The sequence below is a fragment of the Achromobacter sp. CSND-B12 genome, from assembly GCF_052906545.1.
In genome coordinates this window covers 3,232,788-3,251,982 of the sequence record NZ_JBREGJ010000001.1, presented here as the reverse complement: position 1 = coordinate 3,251,982, position 19,195 = coordinate 3,232,788, and the positions used below count along the sequence as shown (strand labels likewise).

The following is a 19,195-nucleotide window of genomic DNA, read 5'->3' as shown; positions in this document are numbered from 1 at the left end:
AGAGACAGCATGTCATCCATCGTTCTGGATAATCTCACCAAGCAATACGGCGGCGCGGCCGCGATCCACGGCGTCAGCTTCACCGTGCCGGCGGGCAGCTTCACCGTGCTGCTGGGCCCATCGGGTTGCGGCAAATCGACCACGCTGCGCATGATCGCCGGCCTGGACACGCCCACGTCCGGCACCATCCGCATCGGCGACCGCGACGTCACCCAGTTGCCGCCGGCCAAGCGCCGCATTTCCATGGTGTTCCAGTCGTACGCGCTGTTCCCGCACCTGTCGGTGCGCGAGAACATCCTGTTCGGCCTGAAGGTGCGCAAGGAGCCCGCGCGCGACTACGACCGCCGCCTGCAACGCGTGGCTTCGCTGCTGGGCCTGGGCCATCTGCTGGACCGCAAGCCGTCGCAACTGTCGGGCGGCCAGCAGCAGCGCGTGGCGCTGGGACGTGCGGTAATTTCCGAAGCGCCGGTGTGCCTGATGGACGAGCCGCTGTCCAACCTGGACGCGCAGCTTCGCCACGAGATGCGGCGCGAGATCCGCGCCTTGCAGCAGGACCTGGGCATCACCATGGTGTACGTCACGCACGACCAGACCGAGGCCATGAGCATGGCCGACCAGGTGGTGCTGCTGCGCGGCGGCCAGATCGAACAGCACGACACGCCCGACGGCCTGTATGCCCGTCCGGCCAGCGAATTCGCGGCGCGCTTCATCGGCACGCCGCCCATGAACCTGATCAAGCTGATGCCGCTGCAAGGCGCCACGGTGATCGCCGGCACCCATGGTCCGGCCATCGCCGGCGCGCCGGAGGGCGCCGCCAAGCTGGGCGTGCGCCCTGAACACATCCGCATCGACAGCGACGGCATCGCCGCCACGGTGGAAAGCGTGGAGTACTTCGGCGCCGATTCCATCGTGGTCTGCCGCATCGGCGACAGCGGCGGGATCGCGGTGCGCGTGGGTGGCCACCTGCGCGCCCGCGCCGGCGAAGCGCTACGCCTGTCGTGGCCGGCCGAACAACAGCATTTCTTTGCCGCCGATTCGGCGGTCATCAACACCGTCGGGCGCTGAAGACGCCCAATCCACAGGAAAGGAAACGCAATCATGCGACGCATCGTACTCAAGACCCTGGCCGCCAGCCTTGCCGCCGCCTGCCTGTCGCTGCCCGCGCAAGCGCAGCAAAAGCCCGTCGAAGTGGAGTTCTACTATCCGGTCGCCGTGGGCGGCCCGATCACCAAGATCGTCGATGACATGGTGACGGACTTCGAGAAGGAAAACCCCGGCATCAAGATCAAGCCGATCTACGCCGGCTCGTATCAGGATTCGATCGCCAAGGCGCTGACCGCCCTGAAGGGTGGCACGCCGCCGCAGCTGGCCGTGCTGCTGTCGACCGACATGTTCACGCTGATCGACGAAGACGCCATCGTGCCGATCGACTCGCTGGCCAAGAGCGACGCCGACAAGAAGTGGCTGGGCGGCTTCTACGACGCCTTCATGCAGAACAGCCGCACCGGCGGCCACACCTGGGGCGTGCCGTTCCAGCGTTCGACCATCGTGATGTACTACAACAAGGATCTGTTCAAGGCCGCCGGCCTGGACCCCGAGCGCGCGCCCGCCACCTGGGCCGAGCTGGTCGAGTACGGCAAGAAGCTGACCAAGCAGGACGCCAGCGGCAACACCACCCAGTGGGGCATCGAGATCCCGTCGGGCGGCGCCTTCGCCTACTGGCTGTTCCAGGCCCTGACCACGCCCAACGGCGCGATCCTGATGAACGAGGCCGGCAACGAGGTCTACCTGGACAAGCCCGCCGTGGTCGAGGCCGCGCAGTACTGGCGCGACCTGTCGGCCAAGCACAAGGTCATGCCCACCGGCACGATCGACTGGGGCACCACGCCCAAGGACTTCCTGGAAAAGAAGGCCGCCATCATCTGGACCACCACCGGCAACCTGACCAACATCCGCAAGAACGCCGACTTCCCGTTCGGCGTGGCGATGATGCCGCAGCAAAAGCGCGGCGGCAGCCCCACCGGCGGCGGCAACTTCTACATCTTCAAGAGCGGCACGCCTGAACAACAGCAGGCCGCGCTCAAGTTCGCGCAGTGGGCCACCACGCCCGAGCGCGCCGCCGACTGGAGCATCGCCACCGGCTACGTGGCCGTGACGCCGGCCGCCTGGCAGACCGAGAAGATGAAGAAGTACGCGCAGGATGTGCCGGCCGCCGCCGTGGCGCGCGACCAGTTGCAGGTGAGCGTGGCTGAATTCTCGACCCACGAGAACCAGCGCGTCACCAAGACCCTGAACGACGCCCTGCAGGCGGCGCTGACGGGGTCGAAGACGCCGCAGCAGGCGCTGACCGACGCCCAGCGCGAAGCCGACCGCATACTGCGTTCCTACAAGTAAATCCGCAAGCACGATGAGCCGCTCCTTGAATGCGCTTTATGGCTGGCTGCTGTTGCTGCCAGCCATCGTGCTGCTCGCCGCGTTCACGCATTACCCGGCGCTGGCGACGCTCTGGCACAGCTTCTATTCCACCCCCAAGGGCGCGCGCCCGGCCCGTTTTGTCGGGCTGGACAACTACGCCGTCATGCGCGACGACCCGGTGTTCTGGCAATCGCTCTGGAACAACCTGTGGTTCGCCCTGGGCACCATCCCGACCTCGATCGGCATCGCGCTGGTCATGGCGCTGTGGGTCAATCGCAACCTGCGCGGGCGCGGTTTCCTGCGCATGGCGTACTTCACGCCGACGGTGCTGCCGATGGTGGCGGTGGCCAATATCTGGCTGTTCTTCTACACCCCGCAGTACGGCCTGATCGCGCAGGTGATGCAGCTGTTCGGCTCGCCCGGCCCCAACTGGCTCGGCAACCGCGAAACCGCGCTGCCGGCGTTGATGCTGGTGACGGTGTGGAAGGAATCCGGTTTCTTCATGATCTTCTACCTGGCCGCGTTGCAGACGGTGTCGCCGTCGCTGCGCGAGGCGGCGATGCTGGAAGGGGCCTCGCGCTGGCAGTACTTCCGGCGCGTGCTGTGGCCGCTGCTGATGCCGACCACGCTGTTCGTGCTGATCAATGCGCTGATCAATGCCTTCCGGCTGGTGGACCACGTGGTGGTCATGACCCGCGGCGGGCCCGACAACGCCAGCACGCTGCTGCTGTACTACATCTACCAGGTCGGCTTCAGTTTCTGGGACACCGCCTACGCCGCGACGCTGACCGTCGTGCTGCTGGTGGTGCTGGCGCTGACGGCGCTGGTCAAGTTCCGCTGGCTGGACCGCAGGACGCACTACCAATGAAAGACAAGCTCGATACCCTGGGCGCGTGGGCGCTTGGCCTGTTGTGGATCCTGCCGCTGGCGTATGCCGTCTGGGCGGCGTTTCACCCGCCGGCCTACGCCACCCGCTTCGACCTGTTCGCGCCGCTCACGCTCGACAACTTCGCGCGGGCCTGGCAGGCCGCGCCGTTCCCGCGCTACTTCGCCAACACCTTCCTGCTGGTGACGATGGTGCTGGCGGCGCAGCTGGTGCTGTCGACCCTGGCCGGCTACGCCTTCGCGCGCTTCGAGTTCCGCGGCCGCGACTTCGTCTTCATGCTGGTGCTGCTGCAGCTGATGATCATGCCGGACGTGCTGCTGGTGGAGAACTACCGCTCCATGAGCCAGCTCGGCATCCGCGACACGGTGTTCGCCATCGGCCTGCCGTACTTCGCATCGGCCTTCGGCATCTTCCTGCTGCGCCAGACCTTCAAGACGGTGCCGCGCGAATTGGAGGAGGCCGCGCGCATGGAAGGCGCCAACGCGCTGCAGGTGCTGTGGAAGGTCTACGTGCCGCTGGCCAAGCCGATCTACGTGGCCTACGGGCTGGTGTCGGTCAGCCACCACTGGAACAACTTCCTGTGGCCGCTGATCATCACCAACTCGGTGGAATCGCGGCCGCTGACGGTGGGCCTGCAGGTGTTCTCGTCGACCGACCAGGGCATCGACTGGTCGGTGATCACCGCCGCCACGCTGATGTCGGCGGCGCCGCTGCTGATCGCCTTCCTGCTGTTCCAGCGCCAGTTCGTGCAGTCGTTCATGCGGGCCGGCATCCGCTGAGCCTACCCTGGAAAGCAAAAGACCCCGCGCCAGGCGGGGTCTTTTCGTTGGCGCGGCCAGTCGGTCAGTAACCGACCGTCAGGCCGGGCAGGTCCACCGTGATGCGCGGGCGTTCCAGCGCCAGCGCCAGGTGCTCGGCGAACTCGCGGGCCTCCTTGGCGTCGGTGGACAGGATGTCGTAGCCCAGCGCGTCGGCCACGCCCAGCACCTTGTCCAGCAGCAGCACCTTGCCGCTGGGGCGCAGGGGCTCGCAGCCCAGGGTTTCCCAGGCGCCGTCAAACCAGTCGCGAGCGTCGTTCTGGCGTTGCGGGCTGGGTTCGACGTTGGCCGACAGGTCCAGCGAGCGCCGGGTGTCGAAAACGATGGTGATGTCGCTGCGCATGGCAGGGATTCCTTGAAATGGCGTCAACCGCAAAGGGTAGGGAAAAATCGCCGGGCAGATTGTCCGTCCGGCGACATTGCCTACCAGCCGCGGGAGACTTCCCAGGTGACCTCGGCGCCGGCGGCCTGCGACTGGCGCATCATGTCCAGCAGCGGGAAGGCGCGTTCCTTCAGGCCGACCGCGCGCGCCATGGGCGCCACCGGCGGCTTGTCCTCGTCTTCCTCGTCCTCGTCGTGGGTGCCCTGGGCCTCTTCGATGGCCCGTTCGATGCCCTGGATGGCCGGACCGAGCTGGTCGACGGTGAACACGCCGCGCTCGGGGATCTTGTCGCCGAAGGACTTGCCCGCGGCCTGCAGCAGGGCGCCGGCATGGTCGGTAAGCATCAGGACTTCGGCCACGACCTTGGAGTGAAATGTAATCAGCATATTCCGGTCTCCTACGGATTGAATACCTTCAATACACTACCGCAACGCCCTGGGGATGCCAACTGGCGCTCCGGCCGACCCGCCAGGGCGGCCCGCGGCCGGTGGCGGCCGCCAAATCAAGCTATGATTCAGGAGATTCCCGTGACGGCAGGATCCGCGGCGGCCCAGGTTGCCGGCGCCCGCGCGGCCGCGCCTCCCCTGGCGCGCCGGCCGGCCGATCCCCGCCCCCGGCACCGCCGGTGGGCCAGCGCGCGGGCCCGCGGCCCGGCCGCGCCCGCAGCCGCCCTCGTCACCCACCCGAACTTCTCCAGACGCCCATGCTCCCCGAGCAACAAAAACAGCTTATCTCCCTGATCCAGGCCGCCGTCGCGCAGAGCCTGCCCGACGCCCAGGCCGATACGGCCCGAGCCAACGTGCTGCTGGAGCGCCCCAAGGTCGCCGCCCACGGCGACGTCGCCACCAACGTGGCCATGCAGCTGGCCAAGCCGGCCAAGCGCAATCCGCGTGAACTGGCCCAGGCCATCGTCGAGGCCCTGCTGGCCCTGCCGGGCGCCCGCGACCTGGTCGAAAGCGCGGAAATCGCCGGTCCCGGCTTCATCAACCTGCGCGTCACCGCCGCCGCCCGCCAGGCCGTCATCGCGGCCGTGGCCGAACAGGGCGAGGCCTTTGGCCGCGCCGCCCGCAGCGGCGAGAAGATCCTGGTGGAATTCGTGTCCGCCAACCCGACCGGCCCGCTGCACGTCGGCCACGCCCGCCAGGCCGCCCTGGGCGATGCCCTGTGCCGCCTGTACGACGCCATCGGCTGGGACGTGACCCGCGAGTTCTACTACAACGACGCCGGCAACCAGATCGAGAACCTGGCCATCAGCGTGCAGGCGCGCGCCCGCGGCCTGACGACCGACTCGCCCGAGTGGCCCGCCGACGGCTACAAGGGCGACTACATCGTCGACATCGCCCGTGACTTCCAGGCCGGCAAGACGCTGCAGGCCTCGGACGGCGAGCCCGTCACAGCCACCGGCAACATCGACAGCCTGGAAGACATCCGCGCCTTCGCCGTGGCCTACCTGCGCCGCGAGCAGGACCTGGACCTGCAGGCGTTCGGGCTGAAGTTCGACAACTACTACCTGGAAAGCTCGCTGTACACCTCGGGCCGGGTCGAGGCCACCGTCAAGGCACTGATCGCCGGCGGCCACACCTATGAGGAAGGCGGCGCGCTGTGGCTGCGCACCACCGAACTGGGCACGGGCGACGACAAAGACCGCGTCATGCGCAAGAGCGAGGGCGGCTACACCTATTTCGTGCCGGACGTGGCCTACCACAAGGCCAAGTGGGAACGCGGCTTCCACCGCGCCGTGAACATCCAGGGCAGCGACCACCACGGCACCGTGGCGCGCGTGCGCGCCGGCCTGCAGGCGCTGGAAGAGGGCATTCCCAAGGACTACCCGTCGTACGTGCTGCACAAGATGGTCAAGGTGATGCGCGGCGGCCAGGAGGTCAAGATCTCCAAGCGCGCCGGCAGCTACGTCACCATGCGCGACCTGATCGACTGGGTCGGCCGCGACGCCGTGCGCTACTTCCTGATCCAGCGCCGCGCCGACACCGAATTCGTGTTCGACGTCGACCTGGCCCTGTCCAAGAGCGACGAGAACCCGGTCTACTACATCCAGTACGCCCACGCGCGCATCTGCTCGGTCATCAACAACGCCGGCATGCCGGCGGCCGACGTGGCCGCTGCCGACGCGTCCCTGCTGACCGCCCCCAGCGAATTCGCGCTGATGCAACGCCTGGCCGAGTTCCCCCACGTGGTGGCGCTGGCCGCCCAGGAACTGGCGCCGCACCACATCGCCTTCTGGCTGCGCGACTGCGCCGCCGACTTCCACGGCTGGTACAACGCCGAGCGCGTGCTGGTCGGCGACCCCGCGCTCAAGCTGGCGCGCCTGCGCCTGGCCGCGACCACGCGCCAGGTGCTGGCCAACGGCCTGGCGCTGTTGGGCGTGTCCGCCCCCGAGCGGATGTAACATCGGTACATGGCCACCAAGCGCAAATCCACCCGCCGGTCAGGCGAAAGCGGCAGCACCCTGTACGGGGCGCTGGCCGGTCTGCTCCTCGGCTTGATCGTCGCCGCCGTCGTGGCGTTCTACGTCACCAAGGCGCCCGTGCCCTTTGTCGATCGCGCCACCCGCCAGGGCGACGCCGGCAAGCTGCCCGATCCGCGCCAGGCGCCGGATCCCAACGCCGGCCTGTACGGCCGCGACGGCGCGGCGGGTTCCCCGCCCACCGGCCCGACCGCCACGGCGCCCGCGCCGCTGCCGGGCGCGGGCGGCACCGCGCCGGCGGACAAGTCGGACGACCTGGGCGCGCTGATCGCCACCCTGCCGACCTCCAACAACACGCCCGCGGCCGCCCCCGCGCCGGCCGCCAGCGCGCCGCCCACGCCCATCGCCAAGGTGGCGCCGACCCCGGCCCCCGCGGCCAAGGCGCCGGTCGCCAGCGCCGCCCCGACCGCGTCGGCCAATGGTTCGTACTACCTGCAGGCCGGCGCCTTCCGCGGCCAGGACGACGCCGAATCGCTCAAGGCTCGCATCATCCTGCTGGGCCTGCCGGTGGCGGTGCAGAAGGCCGAAGTCAACGGCAAGCCGATCAACCGCGTGCGCGTCGGTCCGTTCGCCCGCCTGGACGACATGAACCGCGCCCGTGGCCGGCTGGGCGAGAACAAGATCGAAACGGCAGTGGTGCGCCAGTAACATGGCGCGCCCATCATGGTTTTTGATTGAACTAATCCAGGCCCGGCCCTGTCTGTAACCTCTTTGTTCAGGAACCTCACCCCATCATGCTGTCCCCCAAGCTCATCCGCATCCTGGCAGCCGCCGCGCTGACCGCCACCGCGTTCTTCAGCCCGGCCAGCCACGCCCAGGGCACCCAGGCCTATGTGCCGATCAATCCGCCGCTGCCGTCGGATACCCCGGGCAAGATCGAGGTCCTGGAATTCTTCGCCTACACCTGCCCGCACTGCGCCGCCATGGAACCCATGGTCGAGGACTGGGCCAAGACCAAGCCCGAAGACGTCGTGCTCAAGCAGGTGCCGATCGCCTTCAACGCCGGCATGAAGCCGCTGCAACAGCTCTACTACACCCTGGTGGCCCTGGATCGGCCGGACCTGCATGCCAAGGTCTTCACCGCCATCCACGGCGAGCACAAGCGCCTGATCGACAAGAAGGCCATGGGCGAGTGGGCCGCCGCGCAGGGCGTGGACCGCGCCAAGTTCGACTCGGTGTTCGATTCGTTCAGCGTGCAGACCCAGGTGCAGCGCGCCAACCAGCTGGCCGAAGCCTATCGCATCGAAGGCACGCCGTCGTTCGCCGTCGGCGGCAAGTTCATGACCTCGCCGGTCATGGCGGGCAACAGCTACGAAGGCGCCCTGCAGGAAGTGAACAAGCTGATCCCGATGGCCCGCGGCAAGTGATCCGCGCCTGAACCGCGTTCATGACGACGCCCCGCGCCGACCGGCCGGGGCGTTTTTCATGGGGTCATCCCCAAGGCGGGCGCAGGCGGCAAAGCGCCCGCCGCGAGCTACACTTCCTCCCATAATTATTCGCCGCCACGCGCGGCCTACAAGGGGTGGAAGATGAGACAGCAATTCCTGCGCCGCGCGGCGCTGGGCGTGAGTCTGGCGCTGGCCGGCCTTGCGGCGCAAGCCAATGACGCCGACGGCGTGAAGATCGGCGTCCTGACGGATATGGCCGGCGTCACCGCCGACGCCACCGGGCGCGGCTCGGTCGAAGCGGCCCGCCTGGCGATCGAGGAACTGGGCGGCAGCGTGCTCGGCAAGCCCGTGGCGCTGGTGTCCGGCGACCACCAGCACCGGCCCGACATCGGCAGCGGCATGGTGCGCAAGTGGTACGACACCGATGGCGTCGACGTGGTGGTGGACGTGCCCAATTCGTCGGTGGCGCTGGCGGTGCAGGGCATCGCGCGCGAAAAGAAAAAGCTGGTGCTGTTCTCCAGCCCCGGCACCACCGCGCTGACGCAGGCCCAGTGCTCGCCGTATGGCGTGCAATGGACCTACACCACCTACGCGCTGTCGCGCGGCACCGCCACCGCCGTGGTCAAGGAAGGCAACAAGCGCTGGTTCATCCTGGCGTCCGATTACGCCTTCGGCAAGCAATTGGCCGCCGACACCGAGACCGTGGTCAAGGCCAACGGCGGCGAGGTCGTGGGCACGGTGTTCCATCCGCTCAACGCCTCGGACTTCGCCTCGTTCCTGCTGCAGGCGCAGGCCTCCAAGGCACAGATCATCGCCGTCGCCAACGCAGGCGGCGACACCATCGCGGCGATCAAGCAGGCGGCCGAATTCGGCATCGCCAGCGGCGGCCAGAAGCTGGCGGCGATGCTATTGCTGCTGACCGACGTGCACAGCCTGGGCTTGCAGGCCGCGCAGCACACCTACCTGACGGTGCCGTCCTATTGGGACATGAACGACGGCACGCGCGCCTTCAGCAAGAAGTTCGAAGCCCGCCTGGGCCGCCCGCCCACCTTCCTGCAGGCCGGCGTGTACAGCTCGGTGCGCCACTACCTGCGCGCGGTGCAGGCGGCCGGCACCACCGATTCGGACGCGGTGATGGCGAAGATGAAGTCGATGCCGATCGACGACCCGTTCAGCCTGAACGCGCACATTCGCGAAGACGGCCTGGTGGTGCGCGACATGATGCTGGCGCAGGTGAAATCGCCCGACCAGTCCAAGGCGCCCTGGGACTACTACAACATCGTGCGCACCATTCCCGGCGACTCGCTCGCCTGGCCCCTGTCGGAAAGCCAATGTCCGCTGGTCAAGAAGTAGGCCCCCTGGCGCTGGCCGATTTCGGCAGCTTCTACGCGGGCGGGCGGCAGGCGCATATCAGCGGCCGCCCGGTGCGCGAGATCGCCTTCACCAAGACCGCCTCGCTGATGTACGACCCTAACGGGCTGTACCACGTCGAACAGGCGTACGTGCAGTACTTCATCCCGGCCGAACGCCGCCATCCGCTGCCGCTGGTGCTGCTGCACGGCGGCGGCATGACCGGCGCGATGTGGGAACAGACGCCGGACGGCCGGCATGGCTGGCTGCAGCATTTCCTGCGGCAGGGCCACGCGGTCTACGTGGTCGACAACGTCGAGCGCGGCCGCGCCGGCTGGACGCCGTTCGAGGAGGTCTGGCCGGATGCGCCCATCGTGCGCAACGCCGAGGAAAGCTGGTCGCTGTTCCGCCTGGGCCGCGCCGAGGACTACGCGCAGCGCCGCGCCTTCGACGGCCAGCGCTTTCCGCTGGCGGCCTTCGACGATTTCATCCGCCACGCCGTGCCGCGCTGGCTGGGCAACAACGATGCGGCGCTGGCGGGCTTGTGCGCCGCGCTGGAGCGCATCGGCCCGTGCCTGGTGCTGGCGCACAGCCATGGCGGCGAAGTGGCCTACCGCGCGCTGCAGGCGCGGCCGGATCTGGTGCGCGGCGTCATCGGCATCGAACCGTCTGGCTTCTCGCAGGAGGTGGACCCGGCCGCGGTGGCGGGCAAGCCGTTCCTGTTCGTCTATGGCGACTATCTCGACGCCACGCCGCTATGGGCCAGGCTGGATGCGGCCGGGCAGGCCTACGCCGACCAGTTGGCGGCGCAGGGCGGCCGCGTCACCGGCTGGCGCCTGGCCGACATGGGCATCCGCGGCAATTCGCACATGCCGATGATGGACGACAACAGCGACGACATCGCCGCGCGCATCGGCGCGTGGATCCGCGCCAACGCCTGAGGCGTCAGCCCTTGACCGCCGCGGCCTTCTCCAGCGCCTGCGTCAGGTCGGCAATGATGTCCTGCGGCGACTCCAGGCCGATGTGCAGGCGCACCAGCGCGTTCTCGCCCTCGCCCCAATAGCGATGGTGCGACAGGTCCTTGGGCGACACCAGCTGCACCAGGCTTTCGTAGCCGCCCCACGAGAAGCCGATGCCGAACAGTTCCAGTTCGTCCACGAACACGCGCGCGGCGGCCGGCGACAGGCGCAGTTCGACCGACAGCATGCCGTTGGAGCCCGTGCAGTCGCGCTGCCACAGTGCATGGCCCGGATCCTGCGGCCAGGCGGGGTGGAACAGGCGCACGGTCTCGGGACGGCTCTTGAAGAACTCGCACACTTGCAGCGCGTGGCGGGCGTGTTGCGCCATGCGGATCGGCATGGTGCGCACGCCGCGCAGCGCCAGCCAGGCGTCGTCGGCGCTGATGGAATAACCCATCGCGTACTGGGTGCGGTTCAGCTTCTTGGCAATCGCCTCGTCATTGGTGACGACCGCACCCAGCATCAGGTCGGAATGGCCGCCCACGTACTTGGTGCCGGCGATGACCGACACCTGCGCGCCCAGCGTCAGCGGCCGGTAGATGTAGCCCGAGCCCCAGGTGTTGTCGGTGGCCAGCACCAGGCCGTGGCGCTGCGCGATGGCGGCCATGGCGCCCATGTCGAGCATCTCGAACAGCAGCGAGCCGGGCGATTCCACGTACAGCAGCCTGGTGTTGGGCTGCACCAGCGCGTCCAGGTCCTCGCCGGCGGCGAAGTAGGTGACGGCGATGTTCATGCGCTTGAGCACGGCATCGTCCAGCTCGCGCATCGGGCCGTAGACGCAATCGGAGATCAGGGCGTGGTCGCCGGCCGAGCACAGCGCCAGCATCACCATGGTCATGGCCGACAGGCCCGACGGCGCCAGATACGCGTGCGTGCCGCCTTCGAGCTGGGCGAAAACCTGCTCCAGCGCCGCGTGCGTGTCCATGCCCATGCGGCCATAGGTGGTGGCGCGGCCGCCGGCGGCCTTGTTGCGCTGGGCCTTTTCCAGGGCCGCCAGGTTCTCGAAACGCACCGTGCTGGCCCGCATCGGCGGCAGCGGCACCGGCGCCGTGCCCGTCTCGGGGTTGAACGGGGCGGTGCCCGCGTGCTGCAGAACCGTATCGATGTGTTTGGTAGCCATCTTCAAGAGGGAATGCTTGCGTATTGGGAGAACCCGAACCGTAGCAGGAACGCGCGCGGATGTCGCGCCCCCGGGGTCCGGTGTCAGTCGATCCAGCGCACCGCCGCGTCCAGGTCGGCGCGGCCGGTGCGGTAGCTGTTGGCCGGGTGCGCGGCGTCGGCATAGCCGAACGAGATGGCGCAGACCACGCGGCGGTCGGCGCCGATGCCCAGCTGTTCGCGCAGCACCTCGGGATACATCGCCAGCGAGGCCTGCGCCACCGTGGCCACGCCGTTGGCCTGCGCCGCCAGCAGGAAATTGGCGACATAGCCGCCGCAGTCGATAGCGCCGTATTCGCCCAGCGCCTCGTCGGTGGTGATGATGGCCACGTGCGGCGCATCGAACAACTGGAAGTTGCGCAGTTCCTGGCGGCGGTAGGCCTCGCGGTCGCCGCGCGCCACGCCCACGGCCCCATACAGCTGGAAGCCCGACTCGCGGCGCCGCGCCAGGTAGTCGCCCTGGTACTCGCGCGGGAACGGGAAATCGGGCGTGAAGCCCGCTTGCCCGGCGCGTTCCACCAGGGCCCGGCTGAGACGTCGCGCGCCATCGCCCGAGGCCACCGTCACCTGCCACGGCTGGCAGTTGCACCAGGACGCGGTGCGCTGCGCCAGCGTCAGGATGCGTTCGATGGTGGCGCGCGGCACCGGCTCGGGCAGGAAGGCGCGGCAACTGTGGCGCGCGCGCAGCCAGTCTTCGAGCGCGGCGTCGGGACGCGCGGCGGCGGATTCGGGTACGGCGGACATGGTGTCTCCTTGGTTTCCTCGTATGATGCCACTTGATTGCCGGCGCGCAAGGCGCCGCCCGACCCTGGCGAGACCCCATGTTGCCCCTCGATTCCCTGATCGCGTTCTTCGGCATTGCCGTATTGCTGGCCCTCACGCCCGGGCCCGACAACCTGTTCGTGCTGATGCAATCGGCCATCTGGGGCCGCAAGGCCGGGCTGTTCGTGGTGCTGGGGCTGTGCACCGGGCTGCTGGGCCACACCGCCGCCGTGGCGCTCGGGCTGGCCGCCGTGTTCGCGGCTTCCCCTGTGGCCTTCACGGTGCTGAAACTGGCGGGCGCGGCGTATCTGGCCTACCTGGCGTGGCAGATCCTGCGGGCGCCGGTGCATGCCGAGGACGGCCAGCGGCCCGAGCCGATGAAGACCTCCGCGCTGTACCGGCGCGGCATCGTCATGAACCTGACCAATCCCAAGGTGCTGCTGTTCTTCTTCGCCTTCCTGCCGCAGTTCACCTCGCCCAAACTGGGTTCGGTGGGCTGGCAGACGGTGCAGCTGGGCGCGGTGTTCATGCTGGCCACGCTGCTGGTGTTCGGCGCCATCGCCTTCTTTTCGGGCGCGTTCGGCGAACTGCTGCAGCGCTCGGTCACGGCCAAGCGCTGGCTCAACCGCGTCGCGGCGCTGGTGTTCGTGGGGCTCGCCGTGCGGCTGGCGACGGCCACGCGCTGAAACCGCCGGCCGGCGCGAGCCTGGCGAAGGCCGGCCCGGCGAAGCCACGCGCGCCGGTTCGCGCCCGCGGGACGCCACCGCGCAACGTGGCTGGGAGCGGCGTCAGGCTGCCTTGAAGCGCACGATGCCGTCCGCGCCTGTGCTGCGCGTCAGCTTGCCTTCGAAGTACAGCGCATGCAGGTGCGCCAGCGCCTCGCCCATGGCAAAGGTGAGCTGGTGCAGGTCGAGCTTGCGCTTGAACAGCACCGGCACGATGTCCGAGGTCGATTGCGGTCCGGTCTTACAGGCTTCCAGCACCTCGGCCAGGCGGTCGCGATGGTGCTCGTGCTGCTGCGCGATGCGTTCGTGCAGGCCCTTGAACGGCCGGCCATGCGACGGCAGCACCAGCGTGTCGCGCGGCACGTCGGCGTAGCCGTCGAGCGAGCGCAGGTACAGCGGCAGCGGGTTGGCGTCGGGCTCGTAGTCGAACACACTGACGTTGGTGGAGATGCGCGGCAGCACCATGTCGCCGGAGATCAGCACGCCCAGGCCGGGCGAATGCAGCGAGGCGTGCTCGGGCGCGTGGCCGTAGCCGACGATGACGCGCCAGTCGTGCGCGCCGATGCGCACCGCGTCGCCATGCATGATGCGGGTGTAGCGCGACGGCACGGCCGGCACCAGGTTGGGAAAGTAGTTGGCGCGCTGGCGGATCTGTTCCTGCGCGTCCGGATCGGTCAGGCCGTGGCGGGCGAAATGGTCGACCGCCGACTGGCCGCCAGGCCCGGCGCCGGCGTCATTGCGGCGCGACGACCACAGCGACGCGACCATGAAGTCGGTCATGGTCATCCACAGCCGCGCGTCCCAGCGTTCACAGAGCCAGTAGGCCAGGCCGATGTGGTCGGGGTGCATGTGGGTGACGATGACGCGCAGCACCGGCAGGCCTTCCAGTTCGTTCTCGAACACCTGTTCCCACAGCGTCTTGACCTCGTCGCGCGAGATGCCGCAGTCGACGATGGTCCAGCCCTCGCGGCCGTCGATGCGGTCGCGCAGCAGCCAGAGATTGATATGATCCAGCGCGAACGGCAGCGGCATGCGGATCCACTTGACGCCCTCGGCCACCTGGTGGGCGCGGCCGGCTTCGGGCTGGAAATCGGCCCAGGGATACTGCAGCTTCTGTTCGTTGGGGTTCATTGCCTCGCTCTCCACGCTTGACGATCGCGTCAAGTCATCATAATTTACGTTTACGTAAACTGCCACACGTCGCATGTCCCCGTCAACCTGGACCATCTCCGAGCTCGCCCGCGAGTTCGACGTCACGCCCCGCACGATCCGCTTCTATGAAGACCAGGGGATCGTCAGCCCGGCGCGCGAGGGCCGCAACCGCATCTTCGGGCCGCGCGACCGCACACGCCTGAAGCTGGCCCTGCGCGGCAAGCGCCTGGGCCTGCAGTTGTCGGAGATCCTGACGCTGATCGACATGTACGACGGCCCCGGCGACACCGAGGTGCAGTTGCGCCAGTACCTGGCGGTGCTGGCCCAGCACCGCGCCACGCTGGAACAGCAGCGCCGCGACATCGAGGATACGCTGCAGGAGATCGCCGTGCAGGAACGCCAGTGCCATGAGCTGCTGGCGCAGCAACGATCCTGAAGCGCCTGCCATGGCGATGCTGCAAACCTTCGCGCTGTTCGTCCTGACCGCGCTGGCCGAGATCATCGGCTGCTACCTGCCGTACCTGTGGCTGCGCCGCGGCCATTCCATCTGGCTGCTGGCGCCGGCCGCCGTCAGCCTGGCGCTGTTCGCCTGGCTGCTGACGCTGCATCCGACCGCGTCGGGGCGCGTGTATGCGGCCTATGGCGGCGTGTACATCGGCATGGCGCTGCTGTGGCTGTGGACGGTCGATGGCGTGCGGCCCAGCGTCAGCGATTATGTCGGCGTGGGGCTGTGCCTGGCCGGCATGCTGGTGATCATGTTCGGGCCGAAGACGGCCTGACCGATTGCCGCGAAGGCGCGTGGGCACACGACGGGCCAGCACGCGCCGGCCCGTCCCAATGACGCGGCGCGACGCCGGTCCGCCTCTCCGAAAATGAAAAAGCGCGCTCCCCGTGGAGCGCGCTTTGCATTGCTCGCGCGGCGTCCCGGCGGGGACGCGCGCCCCGGCGTCATTCCGCCTTGATGTTGCCTTCCTTGATGATGCGGGCGTTGTTGGCGAACTCGGCCTGCACCTGCTTGGCGAAAGCGTCGCCGGACGCGGTGCCGGGCTGCAGGTAGGACTTGGCCAGCAGGTCCTTGAACTCGGGGCTGGCCACGGCCTTGGCCAGCGCGGCCTGCAGCGGACCCGACACGGCCGGCGGCAGGTTGGCCGGCGCGAAGATGCCGAAGTTCGAGTAGTACTGCGCCTGCGGCAGCTTCAGTTCGGCCATGGTGGGCACGTCGGGCCAGGCGGCCAGGCGCTCGGGCGCCATCACCGCCAGCGGCTTGAGCGCGCCGCTGGCCACGTGCGGCAGCACCACGTCGGTGTTGACCACCAGCAGTTCGACCACGCCGCCCAGGCCGTCCGTCAGCGCCTGGCTGTTGCCGCGGTAGGGCACGTGCAGCATCCTGGTGCCGGTCTGCGTGGTCAGCGCCGCCATGCCGATGTGGGCCACGGTGCCCTGGCCCGGCGTGCCGTAGCGCACGCCGTCCGGGTGCGACTTGGCGTACTCGATCAGGCCGGCGAAGTCCTTCACCGGCAGGGCCTTGGTGGCGACGATGGCCACGGGCGCCACGGCCACGCTGGCCACCGGCGTCAGGTCCTTCATCGGGTCGTAGTTGGTCTTGGCCAGGTGCGGGAAGATGGTCAGCGGGCTGGTGGAAGCCAGCAGCAGGGTGGCGCCGTCCGGCTGGGCGCGCGCCACGAAGTCGGTGCCCACCGAGGCGCCCGCGCCGGGCTTGTTTTCGACGATGACGGTGGCGTTGGCCTCCTTGCGCAGCACGTCGCCCAGGCGGCGCCCGATCGCGTCGGCGCTGCCGCCGGCGGTGTAGGGCACGACCAGGGTGATGGGCTTGGCGGGCCAGCCCTGCGCCAGCGCGGCGCCGCCCGTCATGATCGCCAGGGCCGCCCCCGCGGCCGTGAACAGCATCTTCTTTTTCATAGCTTCCTTGTGGTGTTGCGTAGCACTGCGTGAGGTAATGCGTGAAACGGGTAAGGCAAAAGGAAAACTTGTGGTGGCGACAAAGGCAGTGACCGCGAAGGCGACACGCGCGTCGCGACGGCCGCGCGTGAATCAGCCAGCCAGGTAGCGCTGCGTCAGCCGCACCCAGTAGCTCGCGCCCGGCGCGATCAGGGCGTCGTTGAAGTCGTAGCTGGTGTTGTGCAGCATGCACGGGCCCAGGCCGTGGCCGGCCATGCGGTGGTCGCCGTCGCCGTTGCCCAGGAACACGTAGCAGCCGGGCTTGGCCTGCAACAGAAAGGCGAAGTCCTCCGAGGCCATCACCGGCTCGATCACGCGGGCGTGGTCGGCGCCGGCCACCTCGCGCATGACCTCCATGCAGAACTCGGTTTCGGCCGGCGTGTTGATCAGCGCCGGATAGCGGCGCTCGAAATAGACCTCGGCCTCGCAGCCATGGGCGGCGGCGATGCTGCCGGCGATCTCATGCATGCGGCGCTCGATCAGGTCGATCACGTCGGTGCTGTAGGCGCGCACCGAACCGCCCAGCCAGGCGCTGCCCGGGATCACGTTGATGACGCTGCCGCCGGCCTGCACCTGGGTGATGGACAGCACGGCGGCGTCCAGCGGGCGCTTGCTGCGGGTCAGGATGGTCTGCAGCGACTGGCCGATGGCGAACAGCGCCGGCACCGGGTCGGCGCAATCGTGCGGCGCGGCGGCGTGGCCGCCCTTGCCGCGCACGGTGATCTTGAAGCCGTTGGCGGACGCCATCATCGGGCCGGCGCAGACGCCGAAAGAGCCGGCATCCAGACCGGGCCAGTTGTGCATGCCGAACACGGCCTCGCAGGGGAAGCGGTCGAACAGGCCGTCCTGGATCATGGCGCGGCCGCCGGCGCCGCCTTCCTCGGCCGGCTGGAAGCAGAAATAGACCGTGCCGTCGAAATCGCCTTGCTGTTGCAAGTGGCGCGCGGCGGCCAGCAGCATGGCGGTGTGGCCGTCATGGCCGCAGCCATGCATCTTGCCGTCGTGGCGCGAACGGTGTTCGAACTGGTTCTCTTCCTGCATCGGCAGGGCGTCCATGTCGGCGCGCAACATGATGGCGCGGTCGGAAGTGCCGCGCTTGATGACGCCGACCACGCCGGTCTTGGCGATGCCGGTGTGGGTCTCGATGCCCCAGCCGCGCAGGGCGTCGGCCACCACCTTGGCGGTGCGGTGCTCCTCGTAGCAGAGCTCGGGATGGGCGTGCAGGTCGCGCCGCAGCGCCACAATATCGTCGAGATTGGCCAGGTCGGACACCGCTGACTCCGTAACAAAATTTCAAGTTTCAAGGATCCGGGGAATAGTACCCAGGGGCGCCGCCCGGGACGCAAACATTTGCCTAGGGAAAACCCGACTCTTATTTACGTTTACGTAAACGTAATATTTGCGGTGCATCATTGCGTAGCCAGCGTCGATCAGCGCATCATGGGGCCACGCGGCGAGATCCGGCGCGATCGCAGGCGCCCATAAAAATGTAAGTACCCACTATCACGGAGACAGCGATGAACCTTCCTGGCCTGAACTTCGATCTGGGCGAAGACCTGGACATGCTGCGCGACGCCGTGCGCACTTTCGCGCAGGCCGAGATCGCGCCGCGCGCCGCCGAAGTCGACCGCAGCGACCAGTTCCCCATGGACCTGTGGCGCAAGTTCGGCGACCTGGGCGTGCTGGGCATGACGGCCAGCGAGGAATACGGCGGCGCCGACATGGGCTACCTAGCCCACATGGTGGCGATGGAGGAAATCTCCCGCGCCAGCGCCTCCATCGGCCTGTCGTATGGCGCGCACTCCAACCTGTGCGTCAACCAGATCAACCGCAACGGCACCCCCGCCCAGAAGGCCAAGTACCTGCCCAAGCTGATTTCCGGCGAACACATCGGCGCGCTGGCCATGAGCGAACCGGGCGCCGGCTCGGACGTGGTCAGCATGAAGCTGCGCGCCGACAAGAAGGGCGACCGCTACGTGCTCAACGGCTCCAAGATGTGGATCACCAACGGCCCCGACGCCGACACCCTGGTGGTCTATGCCAAGACCGACCCCGAGGCGCACCAGCGCGGCATCACCGCGTTCCTGGTGGAAAAGGGCTTCAAGGGTTTCTCGGTGGCGCAGAAGCTGGACAAGCTCGGCATGCGCGGCAGCCACACCGGCGAACTGGTGTTCCAGGACTGCGAGATCCCCGAGGAAAACGTGCTGGGCCAGGTCAACGGCGGCGTCAAGGTGCTGATGAGCGGCCTGGACTACGAGCGCGCCGTGCTGTCGGGCGGCCCGGTCGGCATCATGCAGGCCGTGATGGACGTGGTGGTGCCGTACATCCATGACCGCAAGCAGTTCGGCCAGGCCATCGGCGAATTCCAGTTGATCCAGGGCAAGGTGGCGGACCTGTACACCACGCTGCAGGCCAGCCGCGCCTTCTGCTACCAGGTCGGCAAGAACCTCGACCGCCTCGGCGCCGAGCACGTGCGCCAGGTGCGCAAGGACTGCGCCGCGCTGATCCTGTACACCGCCGAGAAGGCAACCTGGATGGCCGGCGAGGGCGTGCAGATCCTGGGCGGCAACGGCTACATCAACGAATACCCGGTGGGCCGCCTGTGGCGCGACGCCAAGCTGTACGAAATCGGCGCCGGCACCAGCGAGATCCGGCGCATGCTGATCGGCCGCGAGCTGTTCGCCGAGACGGCCTGAGTC

General features: G+C 68.3%; 20 protein-coding genes. 13 read left to right on the top strand and 7 right to left on the bottom strand.

Features of this window, described 5'->3' with window-relative positions; genetic code table 11:
- Positions 1-9: 9 nt before the first annotated feature.
- The 4 genes from ACUTAG_RS15275 to ACUTAG_RS15260 are packed head-to-tail and all read left to right on the top strand — an operon-like array spanning position 10 to position 4,080.
- Positions 10-1,065: an ABC transporter ATP-binding protein gene (locus ACUTAG_RS15275; protein ID WP_006386980.1), complete on the top strand. Its 1,056-nt coding sequence runs from the start codon at positions 10-12 to the stop codon at positions 1,063-1,065.
- 33 nt (positions 1,066-1,098) lie between these two features.
- Positions 1,099-2,394 (top strand): ABC transporter substrate-binding protein, encoded by a 1,296-nt coding sequence (locus ACUTAG_RS15270; RefSeq protein WP_024067394.1) that lies wholly within the window; start codon positions 1,099-1,101, stop codon positions 2,392-2,394.
- Between the two features lie 13 nt (positions 2,395-2,407).
- Positions 2,408-3,283, top strand: coding sequence for a carbohydrate ABC transporter permease (locus ACUTAG_RS15265; RefSeq protein WP_026384938.1), 876 nt, complete (start codon positions 2,408-2,410; stop codon positions 3,281-3,283).
- Positions 3,280-4,080, top strand: coding sequence for a carbohydrate ABC transporter permease (locus ACUTAG_RS15260; protein ID WP_006386977.1), 801 nt, complete (start codon positions 3,280-3,282; stop codon positions 4,078-4,080). The genes ACUTAG_RS15265 and ACUTAG_RS15260 overlap by 4 nt, the downstream gene beginning before the upstream one ends.
- A 64-nt stretch (positions 4,081-4,144) precedes the next feature.
- Here ACUTAG_RS15260 and ACUTAG_RS15255 read toward each other — a convergent pair whose 3' ends face one another.
- Together ACUTAG_RS15255 and ACUTAG_RS15250 are read right to left on the bottom strand one after the other, a co-directional pair.
- On the bottom strand, positions 4,145-4,462 hold the full coding sequence (locus ACUTAG_RS15255) for a hypothetical protein (protein WP_006386976.1): 318 nt from the start codon (positions 4,460-4,462) through the stop codon (positions 4,145-4,147).
- Between the two features lie 80 nt (positions 4,463-4,542).
- Entirely contained in the window at positions 4,543-4,887 is a 345-nt protein-coding gene (locus tag ACUTAG_RS15250) for a DUF1840 domain-containing protein (protein ID WP_020925654.1), read from the bottom strand.
- Between the two features lie 317 nt (positions 4,888-5,204).
- Here ACUTAG_RS15250 and argS point away from each other — a divergent pair, with 317 nt between their 5' ends.
- From argS to ACUTAG_RS15225, 5 genes are all read left to right on the top strand, one after another.
- Positions 5,205-6,905: an arginine--tRNA ligase gene (gene argS, locus ACUTAG_RS15245; protein ID WP_148317803.1), complete on the top strand. Its 1,701-nt coding sequence runs from the start codon at positions 5,205-5,207 to the stop codon at positions 6,903-6,905.
- Positions 6,906-6,914: 9 nt separating this feature from the next.
- Entirely contained in the window at positions 6,915-7,631 is a 717-nt protein-coding gene (locus tag ACUTAG_RS15240) for an SPOR domain-containing protein (RefSeq protein ID WP_148317805.1), read from the top strand.
- Between the two features lie 86 nt (positions 7,632-7,717).
- A complete protein-coding gene (locus tag ACUTAG_RS15235) occupies positions 7,718-8,350 on the top strand; it encodes a thiol:disulfide interchange protein DsbA/DsbL (RefSeq protein ID WP_006386972.1) in 633 nt (210 codons plus the stop codon).
- 162 nt (positions 8,351-8,512) lie between these two features.
- Positions 8,513-9,724, top strand: coding sequence for an ABC transporter substrate-binding protein (locus tag ACUTAG_RS15230; protein ID WP_054440126.1), 1,212 nt, complete (start codon positions 8,513-8,515; stop codon positions 9,722-9,724).
- The gene (locus ACUTAG_RS15225) at positions 9,703-10,662 is read left to right on the top strand and encodes a hypothetical protein (RefSeq protein WP_148317807.1); all 960 of its coding nucleotides are present in this window, start codon (positions 9,703-9,705) and stop codon (positions 10,660-10,662) included. The genes ACUTAG_RS15230 and ACUTAG_RS15225 overlap by 22 nt, the downstream gene beginning before the upstream one ends.
- Before the next feature lie 4 nt (positions 10,663-10,666).
- Here the strand turns inward: ACUTAG_RS15225 and metC are convergent, their stop codons facing one another.
- Both metC and ACUTAG_RS15215 read right to left on the bottom strand, forming a co-directional pair.
- Positions 10,667-11,860: a cystathionine beta-lyase gene (metC, locus tag ACUTAG_RS15220; RefSeq protein ID WP_054446142.1), complete on the bottom strand. Its 1,194-nt coding sequence runs from the start codon at positions 11,858-11,860 to the stop codon at positions 10,667-10,669.
- 83 nt (positions 11,861-11,943) lie between these two features.
- The gene (locus tag ACUTAG_RS15215; protein ID WP_148317809.1) at positions 11,944-12,642 is read right to left on the bottom strand and encodes a nitroreductase; all 699 of its coding nucleotides are present in this window, start codon (positions 12,640-12,642) and stop codon (positions 11,944-11,946) included.
- Positions 12,643-12,719: 77 nt separating this feature from the next.
- On the opposite strand from ACUTAG_RS15215, the gene ACUTAG_RS15210 reads away from it, so the two are divergent.
- Entirely contained in the window at positions 12,720-13,346 is a 627-nt protein-coding gene (locus ACUTAG_RS15210; protein ID WP_020925662.1) for a LysE family translocator, read from the top strand.
- A 102-nt stretch (positions 13,347-13,448) separates the two neighbouring features.
- On the opposite strand, the gene ACUTAG_RS15205 is transcribed toward ACUTAG_RS15210, so the two are convergent.
- Entirely contained in the window at positions 13,449-14,516 is a 1,068-nt protein-coding gene (locus ACUTAG_RS15205) for an MBL fold metallo-hydrolase (RefSeq protein WP_148317811.1), read from the bottom strand.
- 73 nt (positions 14,517-14,589) lie between these two features.
- On the opposite strand from ACUTAG_RS15205, the gene ACUTAG_RS15200 reads away from it, so the two are divergent.
- Together ACUTAG_RS15200 and ACUTAG_RS15195 are read left to right on the top strand one after the other, a co-directional pair.
- Positions 14,590-14,973, top strand: coding sequence for a MerR family transcriptional regulator (locus ACUTAG_RS15200; protein ID WP_006386965.1), 384 nt, complete (start codon positions 14,590-14,592; stop codon positions 14,971-14,973).
- A 10-nt stretch (positions 14,974-14,983) separates the two neighbouring features.
- On the top strand, positions 14,984-15,316 hold the full coding sequence (locus tag ACUTAG_RS15195) for a YnfA family protein (RefSeq protein WP_148317813.1): 333 nt from the start codon (positions 14,984-14,986) through the stop codon (positions 15,314-15,316).
- Positions 15,317-15,485: 169 nt separating this feature from the next.
- Here ACUTAG_RS15195 and ACUTAG_RS15190 read toward each other — a convergent pair whose 3' ends face one another.
- Both ACUTAG_RS15190 and ACUTAG_RS15185 read right to left on the bottom strand, forming a co-directional pair.
- Positions 15,486-16,457: a Bug family tripartite tricarboxylate transporter substrate binding protein gene (locus ACUTAG_RS15190; protein ID WP_148317815.1), complete on the bottom strand. Its 972-nt coding sequence runs from the start codon at positions 16,455-16,457 to the stop codon at positions 15,486-15,488.
- A 132-nt stretch (positions 16,458-16,589) separates the two neighbouring features.
- The gene (locus tag ACUTAG_RS15185; RefSeq protein WP_058665465.1) at positions 16,590-17,768 is read right to left on the bottom strand and encodes a M20 aminoacylase family protein; all 1,179 of its coding nucleotides are present in this window, start codon (positions 17,766-17,768) and stop codon (positions 16,590-16,592) included.
- Positions 17,769-18,013: 245 nt separating this feature from the next.
- On the opposite strand from ACUTAG_RS15185, the gene ACUTAG_RS15180 reads away from it, so the two are divergent.
- Positions 18,014-19,192, top strand: a complete 1,179-nt coding sequence (locus ACUTAG_RS15180) for an isovaleryl-CoA dehydrogenase (protein WP_058665466.1) — start codon at positions 18,014-18,016, stop codon at positions 19,190-19,192.
- The last annotated feature ends 3 nt before the right edge of the window (positions 19,193-19,195 follow it).